This window comes from Massilia sp. Leaf139 (genome assembly GCF_001424165.1).
Lineage (GTDB): Bacteria > Pseudomonadota > Gammaproteobacteria > Burkholderiales > Burkholderiaceae_D > Telluria.
Map to the genome: position 1 here is coordinate 1 of NZ_LMOJ01000003.1, position 19,152 is coordinate 19,152.

The window sequence follows — 19,152 nt, forward strand, 5'->3', positions numbered from 1 at the left end:
TGTTCAGGTCGTAGCGGTACTGCTCGCGGCGGTCGGCCGCGCCGGGCTGCAGGCGCAGCTTGACGGTCGCAACATCGCTCAAGCCAGCCTGCAACGGATCGATCGCTTTCGCATACTGGATGGTTTCGATCACCTTGCCGGTGGCGTCGTAGCGGTTTTCGCTAACGGCGCCGAGCGCATCGATCGTATAGACGAGACGGCCGGCGGCGTCGTACGCACGGCGCGTGGTTTGATCCAGGGGGCTAGTGGAGGCGGCCAGCATCGCCGCGAGCGAAGCCGTGGTCGTCGGGCTCGTGACAGTGAGACCGGCGAGCGTGGCGACGTTGGCATTGCCTGAGATGCTCCAGTCGGAGACGCCATTTGCGAGGGCATCCGGAACCACCAGGCCCTGGAGTGTGCTCGACACCTGGAAATTGGTGTACAGGGCATTGTGGCCGGTCTTGTCGGGGGCCGTACCGTCGCGGTCGCCGTAGCAGTAGATGCTAAGAACTTCATCTTCCGTCAGCGTGCGGGTGGCGGTCAGCTTGCGCCATCCGCCGTCGCCGTTTTCGATCGAATAAATGGAGTTACTGTAGGGAGTAGCGCCGCCGGTATCGCCCAGGAAGATCATCCCCGTCGTGCCTGGGTCGCTCTTGTACCAGACCGTTGCGGTCACGGTGTCGCCCGCCTTGAACGCCCCGATCACCTTGCTGAGCGAGGAATTCGTTCCGGGCGCGTACCAGACCTGCACGCCGGTTAGCGGCTTGGCATGTTCCACGGTTCGGATCAGATTGCCCGACGCATCGTAGANTGAGCGAGGAATTCGTTCCGGGCGCGTACCAGACCTGCACGCCGGTTAGCGGCTTGGCATGTTCCACGGTTCGGATCAGATTGCCCGACGCATCGTAGACGCGTTCGCTGACGGCGCCTGTGCCGTCGATCGTGAAGGCGAGACGGCCGGCCTGGTCGTAGGTAAACCGGGTGACCTGATCGGCCGCATCCGGGCGCAGCAGCGTCGCCACCGATGCGCCGGTCGGATCGATCGCCTTTGCGTAACGGATCTGCTCGACCACGTGGTCGCCCGTATCGTAGCGGTTCTCGGTGACCGAGCCGAGCGCGTCGACCGTGTACACCAGGCGGCTGTCGCCGTCGTAGACGTACCGCGTCACGTTCGCAGTTCCTGACGGCGCTGGCAGCGTGCCAGGCGATGTCCTCAGGTTCAGCAACGCGGCCGGGCCTAGCACGGTGGTGTAATCGCTGCGCCGGATCATGTTTCCGTTGGCGTCATACGCGAACTCCACGGCGGAGCCGCCCGCATCGACGCTCCAGATCAGGCGGCCGCCGGCATCGTAGCGCCGGATATTGTGCGCGTCGCGCGTCGCGTTCTCGACCAGCTGGGCGCGGACGGCTTCGGGCGTGACACCACCGCCAGTTAGATCGATCGCGGTGGCATAGCGGATCGTGTGAACGACATTGCCCCATGCGTCGTAACGGGTTTCGCTGACGATCCCCACCGAATCAATGCCGAATACCTGCCGGTCGTTTTCGTCGTACACGAAATGGTGACGATGGGCCGGTCCGCCCTCCGCGGGTAGACGGGCCGGGTCGGCGGACAACGCCGCCATCGCCGCAGGGTCGAGTGCGGCGGTGTAGGCGATCCGTTCCACCAGATTGCCGGCCGCATCATAACGCAACTGGACGGCCGCGCCGGCCGGATCCACAGTCCAGATCAGACGGCCCTCAAGGTCATGGCGCTGGAAGCCGTGCACGTCGCGGGCGGCGTCAGGTGCTAGTGCGGCAAGCACCTGGGCGAGACTGTTGCCTTGGGCCGGATCGATCCGGTTCGCGTACTGCACGGTTTCGATTACCCGGCCGTTGCGGTCGTAGCGGCTTTCACTGACCGTGCCCAGGGCATCGATGCTGAACACGAGACGGTTCAGTGCGTCGTACACGAGTCGCGTGACGCTCGCAGCTTCGGCAGGTGCCGGAACCGCGCCCGGATCCGCGGCGAGCGCGGCGAGCGCCTGCGGCGTCAGGGCTTGTGCGTAGAGTGCGCGGCTGGTGAGGTTGCCAAGGGCATCGTAAGCAAGGCGCGTCGCGGTGCCGGCAGCGTCTACGCTCCAGGTCAGGCGGCCGGCATTGTCGTAGCGCCGGATCTGGTGCATGTCGCGGGTGCTGTCGGGGAGCAGCAGGCTGCTGCGCACCGTCGCCGGGGTCAACGCCGCGCCAGTAAGCGAGGGCAGCGTGGCAGCACCGCGCGCGTACAGCACCGTGTCGATGAGCTGATCCTTGCCGTCGTAACGCGCTTCGGTGATGGCGCCCGCCGGATCGACGGTGAATACCAGGCGGTTGTCGGCGTCATGCACGTAGAACGTGGCGCTGTAGGCGGCGTTGGCGGCGACGGCCGGCGCCAGGCGCACGTCAGCCGCCAGCGCGGCCAGCGCGGCGGCATCGAGCGGTGCGGCGTAGACAGCGCGGCTGTTGACGTTGCCGTTGGCATCGTAGCCGACGCGCGTAGCGATGCCGTTGCCGTCCACCGTCCAGGTGAGACGCCCGTCCTTGTCGTGGCGTTGGAATGCGTGGACGTCACGTGCGGCATCAGCCTTTAGCATCTCGCGTACGGCCGACACCGTCAAAGCGCCGATGTCACTGCCGGTGCCGGGGGCTGCCGCGATCGCGTTAGCGTAACGAATGGTCTCGCTGACCTGAGGGGCGCCGTCATAGCGCGTTTCGACAACGCCGCCCAATGCGTCGACGGTGAAGACCAAACGGTTCTCGCTGTCGTAGGCGTAGCGCGTGGTGCTGAAGCTGGCGTCTGCGGCGACCTGCGGCGGCGCAAGCGGATCGCCGTCCAGCAGCGCCAGCGCGGCAGCGCCGAGCGGCTCGTTATAGACGATCCGGAAAGTCACGTTCCCGTTCAGGTCGTAGCGCAGACGGGTCACCGCGCCCAGCGCGTCGACGCTCCAGACGAGACGTCCCCGGTTGTCGTAACGTTCGTACGTGCGGGCGTCGCGGACGCCGCCTGCGGGCAGCAAGGCGCGCACCGATGCCACGCTCAGTTTGTTGGCCGCGGCGTCGTTGGCGAGCCCGGCGAGTTGCACCAGCGGCATAGCGTACTGGATCGACTCGACAATATTGCCATTCGCGTCATACACGTTTTCGTCGACCGTACCCAGGGCGTCAATGGTGAAGACGAGACGGTCGGCGGCGTCGTAGACGTAGCTGACGACGGTATGCGCGGTGCCGGGCGCCGGCAGCGCGGCCTGGTCGCTGGCCAGGGCCGCCAGCGCAGTCGTACTCAAGGCTGCCGAATAGGCCACGCGGGCGGTGAGGTTGCCGCGCGCGTCGTAGCTCAGCTGTGTGGCTTTCCCCACGCTGTCCACATCCCAGACCAGGCGGCCGAGCTGGTCGTAGCGCTTGTACGCGTGGCTGTCGGCCGCGCCTGGCTGGAGCGAGGCGCGTACCGTGGCGGCGCTGCTGCCTGCAGCAACCGCAACGGTTCCAGCATAGGCCACCGTTTCGACCACGTTCCCGGCCGTGTCGTAGCGCGTTTCGGTCACGCCGCCCTGCGGGTCGATGCTGAATACCAGCCTGCCCCTGGTGTCATACACATAGTGGGTGACGCTGCCTGCCGAGCCGGCGGGCGCCGGCTGCAATGCCGGATCAGCAGCGAGCGCGGCCATGGCCTCGTCGGTGAGCCGGCTAGCATGGACGTTGCGACTGAGCAAGTTACCAAGGGCGTCATAGCGCAACTCGGTGACCACGCCTGTGCCGCTGACGCTCCAGGTCAGCCTGCCGTCACCGTTGTAGCGCAGGATCCCGGTCGTGTCGTAAGCCGCCGCGCCCAGCCTGGCGCGGACGTCGGCTGCGCTCAGCAGGGCAGTGGGCGCAGTCGGGGTAACCAACGTGGCGTAACGCACGCTCAGGATAGGGTTGCCATTGGCGTCGTAGCGCGTTTCGTTGACGATTCCCAGCGAATCGATGACGAAGATCAGCCGGTTGTTAGCGTCGTAGATGCGCTGATCTGTGGCTCCGTTGGGATCGGTAGCGGTGATCTGGTTCCCTTCGAAATCATAGGTATACCGGACGATCGATGCCGGCTGTCCGGCAAGCGCCACCCCCACCTGCTGCTCTGTCAGAAGGTTGTACTTGTCATAGACATACTTCGTGACGACCCCGCCGCGCGTGGCACTCGCCAGCTGGGCGTTCGAGTCGTAGGTATAGGTTGTCGTGTTGCCGGCACCGTCGGTCTCTGAAAGGAGCAGGCCATGCCCGCCGTAGCTCACGGTCTCGACAATGTCGGCGCTGCTGGTGACGACCGCTTGCTGCGACCAGTTTTCGCCTGCCTGCAGCTGGGCCGCGGCAGGCAATGCATAACGCACCGTTGCGACCTGGCGCCCGCGGCCATCGTAACGCTGCTCGCTCAGATAGCCCTGGCCGTCCAGAGTAAAACGCAACTGCCCGCTCTTGTCATAGGCGTAGCGGGTGACGCTGTCACGCGGGCTCGCCGGTGGACTCGCGTTGGCGAAGACGGGATCGGTCGCGAAAGCCGCTATATTGACCGGGGAGGCACGACGTACGAGCTGAGTAAGGCGCGATGCGCCGTCGTAGACATGATCGGTCACGCCCCCCTGCGAATCGACCGTCTTCGATAGACGGTTAGCGCTGTCGTAAAGGCGCCATTCGCGGCGGTCGCTTTCCGCGGCTGCGGGACGCAAGCCGGCCTGCTCGAGCGTCAGCGCCAGGGGCTTCCCGTCGGATCCCAGCAGCGCAGCCGTCGACACCTTAGTGGCATAGGCAACGGTATGCACCAGCTGGTCGTTCTGATCGTAGCGGTACTCTATTAGGCTGCCAGCGGCGCTGATGTCCGCGGTCTTGCGGCCCGCCTCGTCGTACAGGATGAAGCTGCGTCCGCCATTCGGATCGGTTCGCATGCGCAGCTGCCCGGCGCCGTCGTATTCGTAGCTGGTCTGGCCGGCGGCTACCCCGCCCTTGTCCGCGCGAATTACGGCCGTTAGCTGACCGGCCTTGTCGAATAGAGACGTGCTGGTGACGCCATTCCCGTCCGTGATCGTGATCCGGTTACCGGCATAATCATAGCTGTACTGCTCCAGGTATCGTTGGTCGTCCTCGACGTACCGGAGCTGCCCCAGACCGTCATAGGCATAATAGGTCTCGTTGTTACCGTCGTAACTTTGAGTCACCTGGCCATTGATGTTGTAGATGTAGCGTAGCGAGGTATAGGGATCGAAGGTCGACGCCGCTGTCGTACTGACTACGTATGCCTTCTCAAAGGTCACTTTTTGGCTCACCAAGCCACGCGGATCGTAGAAATACTCGATCCGGTGCGACAAGCTCGATGCGACTTCGGCGCTGGCCGACCAGCTCGACAGTGCGCTGAATGTATAAGTGCTATCCGCGGCGCCATCAGGCTTGCGCGCGTCGAGATAGGAGAGTTGCGCACTGACCTGGCCGTTCGTGTTGTAACGCCGCTCCTCGACACGGCCTTCTGGGTCGATCGTGAAACGAAGGCGGTTGTTGGCATCATAGGCGTAGCGGGTGATCAGCCTGTTGGACGGCTCGCCAGCGCCCGAGCCGTCCGGATCCACATCCACGAAGCGGGCTTCGCTCATCAACAGGTTGGCCGTCGAATAGGTGCGCTTGATTGTGTTGCCGGCCGCATCGCGTTCTAGGATGCGGTTGCCATTGTTGTCATAGCCAAACTCGGTGACCAAGCCACGCGCATCGATCATCTGCGTGATGTTACCTGCGGAATCGTATTGGAACTGGCTGATCTGACTGACCCCGCCGACACTCGGCGCAACTATGCTTAACAGCTGGCCATGCGCGTCATACGCGTAAGCAGTGCGCGACCCTAAATGGTCGGTCACCGTTGTCTTGCCGGAAACCGAATAGTCAAAACTCGTTTTACGCCCGAGCGCGTCGGTGATGCTGGTCACGCGATCCAAGCCGCCGCTTGATTCATAGGCCAGGATCACCCGCGTACCGTCGGATTGACTGATCGACTCGACTAGGTTGCTGCTCCCCACATAGGTGTAGGTCGTAACGTAAGTCTTAGCGTCATTTTTGACTAGGTGGGTCAGGTCGACCGTGGCGGTCACGAGCCGGTTCTGGCTGTCCCATGTATAGCTGATCCGCGACTCCTCGATCGAGGAGCCGCTGCGCTTAACGCGTACTTTCGACACGTTCGCCCCGGCATAGTCAAAAAACATGTCGTCGCCGGTAGCATCACGGATAGCACTTACCTGCTTGTTCGCATTGTAGGTGTACGTCAACCGCACGCCGCCCGCGTCGCCGGCAAACCGGATCAGGCCGGTGGCAAGATCGTAGCGCTCGTATTGACCATCCAAGTCGTAATGGTTCGAGCGCCATGTCCATTCGTTGCTGGTACTGCTGAAGGTGAGCGTCTGGTAGGCACCGCCGCCATCGGTGCTAACGTAGGCGCTACGGGTGGAGTCATAGCTGAAGCGAGAGACACTGCCGTCACCGTCGATGCGTGTCACGGTGCTGCCCGCCGCGTTGACCGTGCCCGTCAGTCCGGCGATTTGCTTCCGTACGCCCAGCTGCCAGTTTGCTCCATTTCCGCCCACGAGCGCACCGCGCGAGTTGTAAGTACGTGTCAGAGACAGGTCAGTACCCTTCGACGCCACATAGTCGTCCAGTCTCTGAAGAGACAGGTTCCCCGTCGCAACATTGACGTAGACGCCTTCCTTAGTAGCGCCGGCAGCAGCTGTACCGACGATTCCATCCTGCCCTAGAGTTCCTGCCGACGTGTTTGCAAGACCAACCCCACTACCGCTAACGACCGCAACCATTTCAATCCCGTATCATGGAGCCGGAGAGGCCGGCATTAATCAGCATGCACAATCGCGGCCAGGCCTACGCCGGCTTTAATCATGCTTCTAGAATATATCCATCGATTTGGGGAAATGTTTAGCGGGAGAAAAAATTTATTGATTACCGCTTGGGCGAGAATAGGAGGCAGTCTGTGCATAGTTGATCGCTGCAGGCCAGCTAGCCGGCGTCGACAAGTTAGGCCACTGCCGCAGCCGAGTTGATGCGGCAAATATTCGCATGGTATCCGGGTTTTGAACGCAACCAAGATGCCAGTTAGGATCGCGCTCTTAGGGGACGTGGTCGGAAAGCTTCAGGGCCGGACGCAGCGCCTCGGATTCCGCCGATGACCAACCGGCCTGGCAGGCAGGCGAAATAGCGCGTTTCCCGCTCAGTTCCGGCATTGACGTCAGTGCGCCACTCCACCGAACGTGCCGACGCGGCTAATGCGCAGCGGATGGCGCAGGCGCTCGACATGCTCCTTTAGCGCGCGCAGGTCAAAGCCGATCACGCTCCAGCCGATGATGGCGTCCGGATCACGGCGCGTCATCCACGCTTCCAGCTTCTCCAGCAAGGCCAAGCGCGTGTTGCAATATTTAAGCGCAAAGTCGAGGCCCTTTGGATCGCCGTTCGGCGGCCCCAGCATGTACACCTGGCGCTGGCCGCAGCCTTCCAAGCCGATCGAGCGCAGTTCGCAATGCATCGTGATTTCAATGTCGAGCGAGACAGCACGCAGCCTTGGGCGGTAGCCCGGCGTCGGTTTCAGGTCTGCGGCCAGCTGCAGCGCGGGTTCGGCAGGGATCCGGCATACCCGTTAACGCCACCGGCGCCGTGATGAAGCGCTCCATCAGGTAGCGCTCGGGCGAACGGATGTCCGTCTTGTAGACGTCGATCCCGTGTGCGCGCAGGCGCTTCTCCAGCCGCAGCAGAGGGCGGTAGTGGCAGTACGGCCCGAGCGCGGGACGTGCGCGAATGTCGCACAAGGGCAATAGCCGCAGTTCGGCATCGCGTTCCCACTGCAGCAGGCTCTGCGCCGCCGCCTCTTGATCGCCGGGGCTAAAGCGACCGCTTCCGTCTCCGACAGGCGCAGGCGGCATAGATCATCGCCAGTAGCGAGTCACACCTCGATGCCGCCGCCGCTTGGATCACGCTTCTCCCTATGATCCTCATGGTCATCGTGCCTGTCATGGTAATTGCAGTTTCACTTGTGAACCCGGCGACCGGCGTCTGCGTATTGTTTAGCGCAGGCCAATTTGACTTCGCCAGCATATTTCAGCGTGAAATAGTAGGCCTGTCGGCTTTGGCCACATCCTTGCTCGGGCGCTACGAAACGAGCATCTTCACTGCCTACCAGGAAAAATCGTGTTGTGGGTCGGTGCCTCCCACGCAATTGGCTGCACGCTATGTGGTGGACATGGGCGCGATACGCTCGACTTCTTCGTCAGTTTGGCGGTAATCTCATATCTGCTGCTCCTTTTTTTCGTGATGGCCGCACGATTGCGGCGCGTGTCATGTGCGGTATCCATCAATTCGCGCTACAAGCGTCCGCTTGTTGACAAGTTCGCTCCCCCTATCCGGGCTACCGTGAAGGGCAATGTCCAGGTCGCGGTAGCGCAGGGCGCCTTGGGTAGTCTGGACTTTCTGGTTTACTACTCAGTCTCGACTGATAACGGGGTATGAAAGAACCGCTGAGTGCCCGCCGCTAGACTATACTTTCGTATATCAAGGATCGCTTAGCGTAGCTGTTCAGCCGTTCCGACTCCTGCTTCTAGGGTATGACGCCGAATTCGACGCAGGTCGTAGTCAGTTGCATCACGAAAGACGTAACTCATCTAAGATTCCGGTGTCTATCTTGCTCCCGTGTTGGTAGCGAATGCAGGACTACGTTGGGCTAAGGCCGCGAAAATTTATAAGCTGCTTATAGTGTCAACCCAACGGTTCGATTGGTGGGTGTAACTTCAAGTAGAGTTCGGTACCTTTTTTTGCTGCCAAGGCGTTATCGATTATATGCAGCTTTCATCTGCCGAATCACTTCACGGCTATGGTTCGTCGTTTCTTTGCATGGGAAATTTGGCAGATTTTTGTAATTTATAAGCTGCTTATAAGCTTGGCGTTAGGCAAATTGCCAGCGAGTCACACCTTGAGCTTTGCAAGAGGAAAACTTTGTCAACGATACCTTGTGAGTGTAAAAGTCGAGGAACTGCGCTGTAGCGATCCTACTTAAGGCTAGCCAGGAGCGAAATAGGCGAAGAGTGCATCACCAGCCTCGCTGATTCTCTGGACAGCTACATCCCGACTCCAGCGCACTGTTGATGGCGCCTTCTTGATGCCAGTCGAAGACGTGTTCTCGATCTCAGGTTATGGCACCGTCGTTACCGATCGTGGCTCTACGGCAGAGAGGAAGAATGCGGTCGCCCAATATCATCGATAGCGTGATTTGCTTGGATTTCTGACAATGGACTTTCTCCAGATCTTCCGGGTTTGGTCTAAGCTCGACTGCTAGAACTCGACGGATTGGAAATTCGGCGACGTCAAGCTGGTTTCAAGCGGGCTCTTGTACGTCCTGAACGCGGGTAATTATAAGCAGCTTATAAAGCGTCCACATGAGTACGAGCATGCTCTGTTAAACGTGAGCCAAAGCACCTCAGATATTCTGGACATGGTTACGACCGTCGACAGAAGCACCTAAACCTGGCCGGCCGTGGCATTGACATTCATGAAACTTCCTTTGGAACAGAACACGTCTACAAAGTGCTGAGCGCTAATCAGCTAACCGTTTGCTGGATCCCATAGCTAGTCCGTGCCAATACTCACCTGATAAGTCAAACCATGGTCTGCGCCTGGACGACCAACTTCTACCTCATGCCTGCCCACGATAATTGTGGCGCTTTAGAATGTTTTCTATGTGCATCACGAATGTAATGTATCTCGACAGCATGATCGAGCAGGATCTTTGAACCACCCATCGGTTGTCGACAAGGAGTTTCCGTTCCAAGATTAGCTTCGGTATGTTAGGTTGAGACCACACGGTGTGGATCTCGCGCTTCGCAGGACACTCTGGTTCCTGTAGATCCTCACCTTACGTCGCTGTTCCGTACCAGCGCGATATCCAATGGCCTTACTCCATCGCGACAAGCATCCGTAATAGTGCTCGTGCCGACTCTAGTGTGCACGTCTATACAGAACGTGTTGTCGAGCAAAAAACCGTTGAGAACGCTGATCAAGCAGGGAGTGACTTGAAGCGGTCATTGGTGATCAGTGGTTTCCTTGACCGTTCGCCTCGTTTCTCGCCAAGATTTGAGTTCCTGCTCCCGGCAAGGTTCACCCATGTGTGTCGAAATGTACACCGGGATGTTGGTTACGGAAAATTGACGCTTGAACCCGGATGGGAACATACGAAAAAGGCGCCCACACGATTACCCAGCATCACCTGGATCAACTCCATGTAGAGGCTCACCTTCTCGAGCGTTGCCTCAGATACTAAGAGCGTATGAAGAGCGAGGGATGGGAAGAATACCGTCTCCTTTGGCGCAAGGGCGCCATGGGGCTTCCGTTGCCTCTAGTGAACCAAATCACGTTGACATGTCTGACGTGGGCTCCCTGTAAAGTCTCACCTCGCGTCGGTTAAAGAAGCTGAGTAGAAGGCCTACCAGGTGGAAACGAATACATTTCAGGCCCATACTTACGGGCTCTATTAGGCAACCACTGTTCGCGAGCAGGAGCTGAGCAACGAGCTCGGGAAAGGGTGTTGAGGTGCGAAACCATTTATGTACGGCTCGTCATTTCGGATGGCGGGCGTCGGCTACGCACTAACAGGAGAAAGGCCTGAAAGAAAGAAATGAAGGGATGTGACTACCGTGATAGGTCGTATTGCCGCCCAAACGAAAAGGGCGCCACGAGGGCGCCCGTGAGGCGGTTATACCCGTCGTCGTACACATCAGATCGTGCCGACGAGAGATCAATGCCGAACTAGTCGCCCGTTTTAGCGGCTTTCACTTTTTTCGGCAGCTCGAGCGTACCGGCAAGCTCGCGTAACGCGGTCAGCGCGCTTTGCAGAGCCAACTCGACATCGACGCCATCCTCGACCTGAATCACGATATCACGTGACTTCAGTTGGACACGGAACGCCGACTCGCCATTCTTATCGCTGATCGTCCGCGGCAAAGGCATCTTCATACGTACACGCTTCGCTTCGAACGGCTTGAGCAGCACGGCGCGCAACTCCGACTGATCCATGGTTGGCTTGTCGATCAAGGCTTCGACGGCGCGGATGATCGTGTCCTCGCCGGCAGGATGCTTGCCCAACACCTCCTTGATGACGCGCGCTTTGCGGTAGGTGATTAGCTCCGGATACTTCGCCATCAAGTCCAGCAGAGGCTGGGGCAGGTCGAACAAACTCAGACACTGAGAAACGCGGGCTTGCGTGCAACCGAAAACGGTGGCGACCTCCGACTGTGTCGATGCGTAGCCTTCGCTCAACGCCGTCTTGTAGGCCAAGCCGCGTTCATAATCGGACAGTTTGACATTGCTTTCGTTGTGCACCAACGTGGCGAGGCATGCCTCGCGATCCGACAGCCTGACGACGCGCGCATCGAGCTCCGACCAGCCGATCAATCGCGCAGCCCTCACGCGACGGTGGCCGGCGATCAGTTCGAACTTCCCACTGTCGAGCAAACGTACCGTGATCGGTTCGTCCTGTCCGCGTCCCTTCAGGGTTTCGCCGAGCAACTGCAGCTCGGACTCGTCGTACTTCTTCCGGGGTTGGTAAGGCGAGTCAACGATCAGGTGCAAGGGGATATGTCGCGTCGCCATCCCATCGCTTTCAGCGTGACCAGATACGCTGGGGAGTTCGTTGCGCGACGGCTGGTCGCCTCGTCCCTGATTATCGTTCAACAGATCCGTGAGCGATTTCGAGGGGCCGCTCGGCAGGTCGTTCATGTGCATCGGCGCGGTGGCGCGCGGCGTGGCGCGCAGGCGCTCGGCCAGGGAGGCATTGAAATCCGCCTCTGATTGCTGATGTTTTGTCACAAATTCTCCATTTCATCGACAGGCGGACGCTCAGGCGGCGCGCGATCCATCTTTCTGAGCGCTAGCGCTCAACATACCCATTCTCTCGACGAGCTCGCGGGTCGCTGCACGTAGCTCGTCGGCCGGCGTACTCGCTGGACGCGCCAGGGTCAACGGCAAACCGTCGTCCTCGTCGAGCACTTTTTTGAATTCCTCGCTCGTGCTGATCTGATTGTCCATCCATGCCTCTGGATACTTACTGGTGAGCGCAATGACCTGGGCCGCAACGCGAACGCGCTTCGCGTCGAAGAAATTGCCGAGTACGGACAGCTGGGGGAACTTGCTGTGCGTATTCTTCATTTCACCAATGACGTCAGCCAGGTAGGACACCGACTTCGTACTGTAGCGTTCCATAGAGACCGGGGCCACGGCGAAGTCACTCGCCAGCAAGGCGCCGCGGGTCGTCTGATTCTTCGCCGGCGGTGCGTCGAACATCACGACGTCGTATTGGGAAAGATCCAGGTCAGGATTCCGGCCCGACAAACCCTCATCCAGCCAGCGTGCGATCGCCAGTTCCGGCTTCTTTCCCATGATCGCGTCAACGGTGAACAGCGCTTCCAGCCTGTCGAGGGTCACTTCAGATGGAACCAGGTGCGGACCGTTCTCGCCGAACGGCTTTTTGATCACCTTCGAAAGCGGTTGCACAGCGCCGTTTTGCTGCCACTGCGGTAGCAGGTGCCCAAGGTGATATTCGACACATGTCGATTGGGGTAGTCCAGCCGCGGTGGCCTCGTCTGGCGTCAGTTCCGGATCGTAGCCGAACGAGATCGTCAGATTCGCCTGGAAGTCGAGATCAACCACGAGCACCCTTAAGCCCATCAACGCCAGGATGCAGGCGATGTTCGAACTGATCGTGGTCTTGCCGACGCCTCCCTTGGGCGCGTAGACCGTCAGGATCCGTTTTAGTTTTGGTGCCAGTCCGTACTTGCGCGCCCGGTGCGCGGCAAGATCGAACACGTTCTCGACCGTGAAAATTCGCGTCTTCGGTCCGCTGCCGCCCTGACGTTCGATCTGCAGGCCCGCCTCGTCAGCGTCACGTCGTACAGAGTCGACGCTGATGCCCAATAGCTTAGCCACGCCCTGTACCTTGAATGTCTTACGTCCCAAGTCCGTCTCCCTCGGATTAATTTCCATGATTGTGCTTCAGCTAGCTCTGCCATGCAAGGAAAAAATCTCGATATCAATGGGAATCCTTGCAGCGTCTTGTTTTAGCGAGACCGAAGACTTTCCCTAGCGTTCGTATTCCCTCAACGGTTGAGTCGCTTGAACTTTGGGTGAGCTTCTACAGGGAGTGGTCATAACCCCTGGAGCTTTTTCAGGGAAGCACGATGAAGGCGACGCTCACCGACGCGCCACCCACTACTAAGCAAGAACGACGTGCCGCGGGAGCGCAACCTATTCTTCGTGCTTCTGGTGGCGATCATTGGAAGTATGAAGGAAGGTGGGGCTTCTTCGAGAGAACCGGGGCCTTCTCATCGGTGAAACAGGTGCCCCGGCCGGAAGGTGAGCCTCCACAGGTACCTGATCATACGGAGACCGCTCAGATCCCAAACTTTCCGATCAGCAAAGGAAGACTAACCACGTCAGCAAGCACTCATCGACTATGAGCTAGGTACCCTTCTCAGCGAACGGTGCCGGTTTTCGCACGTCAGCCTTCCGGAGACACGCGAGTGCTGGCCAAGTCATCACACTCTCTGATTTTCCGCGAAATATTGAGAGGTCTTAGTTAAAAAACCAAAGTTAAACCCCGTTTACCTGTTTACCGCGTCTGAAAGCCAGCACCCATGCGGGTTACAGGAGATTGAGGTGAGACCGTCCGGTGACTTGGGTGAGTTCATACAGGGACTTGAGTGAGTCCCGTCGGGGAGCTGATGACTCAACAGTGAGGCGCCTCAGGGAGCTTAAGTGTGTGCACACAGGGACTGCACGGGTCAACGTGAGATCGCACGGGGACGGCATTCAAGCAAAGGTGAGACCTGGCAGGGAGCGGGAGTCCATTAGTGAGGGCCTACAGGGACATATGACCTGTCGCTTCGCCGTTGGACGAGGTTTGCCCGGATGGCTGTACGCGTCCCGGATTCGAACCCAGACGCTACTACTCTGATCCCCCATTGGATGCAGAAAGGTGAGCCTGGACAGGGATCGTACGACCAGGGACAGGGCGATCGACGTGCATCATTGCTTCGCTCCTCGGACGTGTCGTGATCCCATATCTCGTCTACCACCACCTGGGGTGTTTCGATGAAATCACAGGGTCAGGATTGATGAGGATCATTCATTTGTACTACGAACAAGCGTAATGCGAGCACACTCGCCAGCGTCGATGTGGCGGTCGATCGATGGTTAGCGTAGGCATGTCCGCATCCTGAGCGCCGGACGCGTGGGCCTGTCGGTCTAAAAGGTTGAGGAGGCGGAAGCATCATGTCTCCAATGTGACCTCTGCTTCAGTGCTTTACTCGAAGTTTTGAGAGGTTTTATTAGAAAAACAAAGTTAACCCATGTTTACCTGTTTACGTTGCGCGAAAGTCAGAGCGCATGCGGGTTTCGACCGTTTCAGGTGAGACTGCCCAGTCACCTCGGTGAGATCCATCGGGGACATGGGTGAGACTGTCCGGGGATTGTCGACCTGCTGAGTGAGTAAGCGCAGGGATCCATGGTGAGCGGATTCAGGGAGCGAAATAGCCAAAGGTGAGGGTTTGCAGGGACGAGGGCCTAGCTAATGGTGAGACGTCACAGGCACCCCTGTCGCCAAGGTGAGACTTGACAGGGAGCGGGCACGTATCCCTGTTCCTTGAACCGGTTACAAGGCTGCCGGAGGCCAGACATGACAGGGTGCCGTTACCCTCATCACAATTCCAGGTGAGACTCCTCAGGGACAAGAGCGCTTTCAGCATCAAAGGTGAGCTTCCACAGGCAGTCCTCAGGGAACGCGCAGCATTCTCACGTGGCGACATCGACCTACCTTGCTACGCGATATGCTGAGTGCGAAGCCGGGTTGACAGCTGCTCTTGCTGGTACGGCAATGGTCTTTGGGATTCCGAGTGGCCGTGCTCGCGTAATCGTAGACCAACCGCGACTACAGTTGGCTCATAGGTGATACCGCACAGGGATCATTAAGCCTTCTGGCCGCTTGGGTGAGGCTTTACAGGGACATCGATGGCCGCTGTATGACGTAACGACCATGTGTCTGGCTTTTACAAACCGGAAGACATACCCCTGCCGACGGTAAACGATCTCGGGTGAACTCCCACAGGGACAGACGCAAGCGGCCGCGCCAAAGGTGAGTTTATACAGGGAGAGCACGATTGGTGAAATGTTGTGCTCACCGTTCCAAAGGTGAATATACTTGACTCACGTATAGCCCATCATGCCATAATGTATATGGGAAATAATGTTGATCGAGTGTGGTTTGAACGGAGAGCGTGGATGGCGGAAGGCGCCAAGGAGATGACGACCAGTGCGGTGGACGTGGTCGATACGTCCGTCAAGCAGGCCGCGCCACGTTCGGAACTCGAGATCCGTAAGTCGAACGAGGCGATCGGGCTGCGTGTCGTATCGGGACGCTTGACGCTTCTGAATCGCAAGGTGTTCAATGTCCTCATGTACCATGCTCAGCGGATACGCAAGCTGGGACAGGACGCACCGATCGACACCCCTGCCGCTCAAAAATACTTTTGGGTGCCGCTGTCGGTTCTGGCTCGCAACGCGAGCTACGATAGCCGGGACATGCAGTTTTTACGCGAGCAGATCGCGGAGATGCAGGACATCAAACTTCTGCTCGAGACGGATCGTCAGTGGACCAGTGAGCGCTTGATTGCTTCGGTCACGTTCGTGAATCCGAAGGGCCTGAACAGTCGCACTGGCCAGGTGTGGGTTGGCTTTGCGTTCCCGCCGGAAGTCCATGAAAGCGTCATGCAGCCGGAAACCTATACACGGCTGAGTATTCAATATCAAGGACTCTTAAAATCCGGCACGGCTCTGGCTCTGTACGAATTGTGCCGGCGCTATGCCACCAATCCATCGAAGTTGACGTCGACCTATTCCGTTGAGCATTGGTATGGACTCCTGACGGGGAATCCCATGCCTGACAAGCCGGAGGATCTGCCAGAGTACAAGTACTTCAAACGGGATGTGCTGAAGAACGCGATCGCCGAGGTCAACCGGGTCACTGACATCGAGGTCGAGCTGATCGAGCATAAGCTTGGGCGCCGAGTGCAGCAACTGCAGTTCCGGGTCGAGTTCAAGCCTGATCCGCAGCAGGAAACGCGTGCGCCGTTCACCATCGATCTGAGCTTGCTCGAAAAGCTGATGGCATTGGGAATGTCGCAGCAAGAGGCCAGCAACGTCATCGGCGAGTACGCCGACGACAAAATTAGCCAAGCCCTTGCCGTGGTAGAGGCCCGGGTGAATTCCGCCAATGGAGGGCCGGTTAATTCGAAAGTCGCGTATCTGCGTTGGGCCTTGAAAAATGAGGCCAAACTACCCGAGAAGAAAACGGAGACCAGGCTCAAACGGGGTACCGCGGCCGAGGGGCCAACACTGCTAGAACGTTTCCTGACCGCGCGCGCAAAGGTCGCGCTCGACGTGTTCAACGAGATGGACGCACAGCAGCGTAGCGTGACCTACGAGCAGTTCAAAGCGCAGGCAAGCGGAAAAGTGCCTGCGTTGGATAAGGTGTTGGAGAAGGGTGTGACGCGGACGGCCCTCAGCCTGTGGTACGCCCAGGCCCTGTGGGGTGAACCAACGGTCGAGAAGCTGTCTTATTTCGCGGACAAGAACCAGGTCTCGATCTGACGGGTACCCAGTGCCAGCTTCCATGCGCCGCACGACGTATGGACTCATCAGGGGCTGCGGACTAGGTGCGCCATCGTCGCCATACGGTCAACCATGGTTCGCACGTCATCGATGCGCAGATGCGGTTCATTGGCAAGAAACTGCTTGTACAGCAGCGAGACGATCTGGAGCGAGTCCACCGCACGCACTTGAACTGCCACAGCGGCCTTGCCGCGCTGGATAAGTCGGAAAAAGTAATGCGAGTCCTGGAACTCAATCTGGAGGGACTTGTCGTGCTCGCGGCCATGGCCGTCAAAGCGCACGGATCGGATCTTGTTCTCTAACAGAGCAAGCACCTGGTAGGCTTCCTGCACCGTTAACTGCACCACGATCTTGTTGGGCCAGTCGAACGTCTTGCGAACGCCACCGCCGGCAAGCGCCACGGCGCCCTCGATATTGATCGTATGCTTGCGCTCAGCCCGAGTCGTGGCCTCCGAGATGCACAGTGCCGCAGCTGCGCCAAAAATTTTGAAGCTGTAATACGGCGGATCTCCCGCCGGCGCGCTGTCCGCGATCGCAGCGGCTGCGCCCAGCTCCGCAAGATAGCTCCGCGCGGCCGCGGCGCGGGGCGTGCGCATCGCGATCGCGTCGATTGCGTCGAAGAAGCGGCGCTGCTCTTTGCATGCGAGCGTGATGAGCTGGTCGACCGGCAGCTGGCCACCAATGCGCTGCAGGGTCGACCGGGTCTTCGCGTCGAACACGCGGACGGTCACTTCGAGCTCGGGGCGTCGCTGGCGATCTCCAGCGCCGAAAGCGATGAGCGCCGCTTGGAAGCGTTTACCGCCGCCTGAGCCAGCGAGCTCGAGAAGCTGGTCGCGCGACAGTGCCGGCAACCCGGCCGCAGCCAGGATGCTTGTGATTTCAGAGAGCCTCATCGCACTTTTTCTTCCTTGGCTTGGCGGTTTCGTAAATGTCGGCTGATCGTTCCAGCGCCAGGCCGAGATAACCCTTGATGTCGTTTTTCGTGCGGCCGTGCTCTTTCAATTGTTGCGCGGCGAAGGTGTTTCGCAAAGTGCGGCCACCGCTTCGGTTGACGTCAATGCCGGCACGGGCGAACGTCGCCTTTACTTGGCGCCAGAGCGTCACCTTCGACATCGGTCTGCCCCCGGCATCGCCGGGGAAGACCAGGTCGCCCTTGATCAAGCGTTCGCCATTGCCATCAACAGCCAGCCGTTCGATGAGCCAGTAGCGTAGCGCATCCGCGCCGTAGCCGTGGACGATGGTTTCATGTTCATAGCTCGTCGCGTGCTTGTCTGCTGGATTGATCTTCAGCCGGATCGGCAGTAGGTCGAACGAATCCTCGACCTCGTCCAGGTGCAGCCCAATTGCTTCGGCCACCTTCAAGCCTCCGAAAAGCATCGCCGCCTGGACGGCATGGTCGCGCCGGCGCTTCCACGCTTTTGGCAGCCGCCCGGGCCGGTTCGGGCCTGGCGGTTCGCGGGAGGGGAGGGCAGCGACGAAAGCGTCCACCTGTTCAGGAGCCAGTGCTTCGGTGCCGACGTCCTGCGCAAGGTAGTGGTTGTCGGTTGCGAGCTTGGTCGCCGACGTCGCCGGATTCGGAGCAATCTGCAGATGGCTGTAGCAGCGTTCCAGCAGGCGCAGATATCGTTCAGTGATCCCGCTGTTTTGCTCGCCACGTCGGCGCAGCTGGCTGATGAAGCGCACCAGGTCGCGTTCTTCGACTTGCGAGAAACGCCGGTTCTGGCCAGCGAGCCATGCCGTGAATTTTCGGAACATGAAGATATAGATCTCGGCCGACTTTGTGGAGATCGCCCCGGGTTCCGCCTCGCCAAGCCGCCGGCTGGTGCTGGCAAAAGCCGGCGTCGTGACAAACGCCATGAAGGCGGCAAGGGGATCGTCGTCCCACGTTTTCGGATAAGGCATAGCTACCTCGTTGTCTGCGTTTGCCGCAGCCGTTCTGCGGCTGGCACCAATGGGTCTAAAGGTCATCAGCGTTGATATGGACTCCGCCAAGAATACCAGAATTGAAACTAACAGACAGTCGAAGATTGACTCCTATCGGTGCGCGAACCCTGGTGGCTCCGGACAAAGGCCGAGGGGATTCTTTGGATTCTCTTTGTTCTTTTTGTTTTCTTCACTCCTTTAGCACCGTATGGGAAGCGGTCAGGCGAAGGCTGAGTTTGAGTGGCCCGAGGCGTGTCTGGTGGGATGTTTGGTTTGGTTGTTGTGTTTGTTAGTTTCAAATATGGTTTGCTTTAGTGCTAAAAATGGCCGGGCCGGGAAGGGGTGGAAAGCTCAAACATCATCCTTCAACCCGGCGTGATCCTGCTTACCGAAAGCGCCTCTTTTTCGGTGAAGGACTTCAACGGACAAGCTCCAGCGGTGAGGGTGCTGGCAAATGCATGAAAATGCGGTCGGTGTTGGTACCGGGAGAAGCGGATGGGAAGGTAGGGTACT

The 19,152-nt window shown here is 59.2% G+C and carries 8 protein-coding genes and 3 pseudogenes; 2 read left to right on the forward strand and 9 right to left on the reverse strand.

Annotated elements, in window-relative coordinates:
- The 5 genes and pseudogenes from ASF77_RS25190 to ASF77_RS07045 form a co-directional block, all read right to left on the reverse strand.
- The coding region (locus ASF77_RS25190) for a hypothetical protein (RefSeq protein ID WP_373961816.1) at positions 1 to 610 on the reverse strand (610 nt) is incomplete at its 3' end.
- A gap of 180 nt (positions 611 to 790) precedes the next feature.
- Positions 791 to 6,815 (reverse strand): annotated as a pseudogene (locus ASF77_RS25195) (DUF6531 domain-containing protein); the annotation flags it as partial.
- 200 nt (positions 6,816 to 7,015) lie between these two features.
- Positions 7,016 to 7,120 (reverse strand): annotated as a pseudogene (locus ASF77_RS24845) (IS5/IS1182 family transposase); the annotation flags it as partial.
- Positions 7,121 to 7,243: 123 nt separating this feature from the next.
- On the reverse strand, positions 7,244 to 7,537 hold the full coding sequence (locus tag ASF77_RS07040) for a hypothetical protein (RefSeq protein ID WP_056336818.1): 294 nt from the start codon (positions 7,535 to 7,537) through the stop codon (positions 7,244 to 7,246).
- Between the two features lie 7 nt (positions 7,538 to 7,544).
- Positions 7,545 to 7,931 (reverse strand): hypothetical protein, encoded by a 387-nt coding sequence (locus ASF77_RS07045; protein WP_056336820.1) that lies wholly within the window; start codon positions 7,929 to 7,931, stop codon positions 7,545 to 7,547.
- Positions 7,932 to 9,078: 1,147 nt separating this feature from the next.
- Between ASF77_RS07045 and tuf the strand changes: the two are divergent.
- Positions 9,079 to 9,217 (forward strand): annotated as a pseudogene (gene tuf / locus ASF77_RS23515) (elongation factor Tu); the annotation flags it as partial.
- A 1,586-nt stretch (positions 9,218 to 10,803) separates the two neighbouring features.
- Here the strand turns inward: tuf and ASF77_RS07055 are convergent.
- A complete protein-coding gene (locus ASF77_RS07055) occupies positions 10,804 to 11,862 on the reverse strand; it encodes a ParB/RepB/Spo0J family partition protein (protein WP_056336826.1) in 1,059 nt (352 codons plus the stop codon).
- A 30-nt stretch (positions 11,863 to 11,892) separates the two neighbouring features.
- Positions 11,893 to 13,035 carry a ParA family protein gene (locus ASF77_RS07060; protein ID WP_056336828.1) on the reverse strand — a complete coding sequence of 381 codons (1,143 nt, stop codon included), beginning with the start codon at positions 13,033 to 13,035 and terminating at the stop codon, positions 11,893 to 11,895.
- A gap of 2,292 nt (positions 13,036 to 15,327) precedes the next feature.
- Between ASF77_RS07060 and ASF77_RS07065 the strand changes: the two genes are divergently transcribed.
- On the forward strand, positions 15,328 to 16,695 hold the full coding sequence (locus ASF77_RS07065) for a replication initiation protein (protein ID WP_056336831.1): 1,368 nt from the start codon (positions 15,328 to 15,330) through the stop codon (positions 16,693 to 16,695).
- 47 nt (positions 16,696 to 16,742) lie between these two features.
- On the opposite strand, the gene ASF77_RS07070 is transcribed toward ASF77_RS07065, so the two are convergent.
- Together ASF77_RS07070 and ASF77_RS07075 are read right to left on the reverse strand one after the other, a co-directional pair.
- Positions 16,743 to 17,609, reverse strand: coding sequence for a hypothetical protein (locus ASF77_RS07070; protein ID WP_056336833.1), 867 nt, complete (start codon positions 17,607 to 17,609; stop codon positions 16,743 to 16,745).
- Positions 17,596 to 18,618, reverse strand: a complete 1,023-nt coding sequence (locus ASF77_RS07075; RefSeq protein WP_056336836.1) for a tyrosine-type recombinase/integrase — start codon at positions 18,616 to 18,618, stop codon at positions 17,596 to 17,598. The genes ASF77_RS07070 and ASF77_RS07075 overlap by 14 nt, the downstream gene beginning before the upstream one ends.
- Between the last annotated feature and the right edge of the window lie 534 nt (positions 18,619 to 19,152).

What these genes read in the sequence shown, in the direction of transcription:
- ASF77_RS07040 (WP_056336818.1), bottom strand. Translation starts at nt 7,537, where the DNA reads ATGCATTGCGAACTGCGCTCGATCGGCTTGGAAGGCTGCGGCCAGCGC.
- ASF77_RS07045 (WP_056336820.1), bottom strand. Translation starts at nt 7,931, where the DNA reads ATGCCGCCTGCGCCTGTCGGAGACGGAAGCGGTCGCTTTAGCCCCGGC.
- ASF77_RS07060 (WP_056336828.1), bottom strand. Translation starts at nt 13,035, where the DNA reads ATGGAAATTAATCCGAGGGAGACGGACTTGGGACGTAAGACATTCAAG.
- ASF77_RS07065 (WP_056336831.1), top strand. Translation starts at nt 15,328, where the DNA reads ATGGCGGAAGGCGCCAAGGAGATGACGACCAGTGCGGTGGACGTGGTC.
- ASF77_RS07070 (WP_056336833.1), bottom strand. Translation starts at nt 17,609, where the DNA reads ATGAGGCTCTCTGAAATCACAAGCATCCTGGCTGCGGCCGGGTTGCCG.
- ASF77_RS07075 (WP_056336836.1), bottom strand. Translation starts at nt 18,618, where the DNA reads ATGCCTTATCCGAAAACGTGGGACGACGATCCCCTTGCCGCCTTCATG.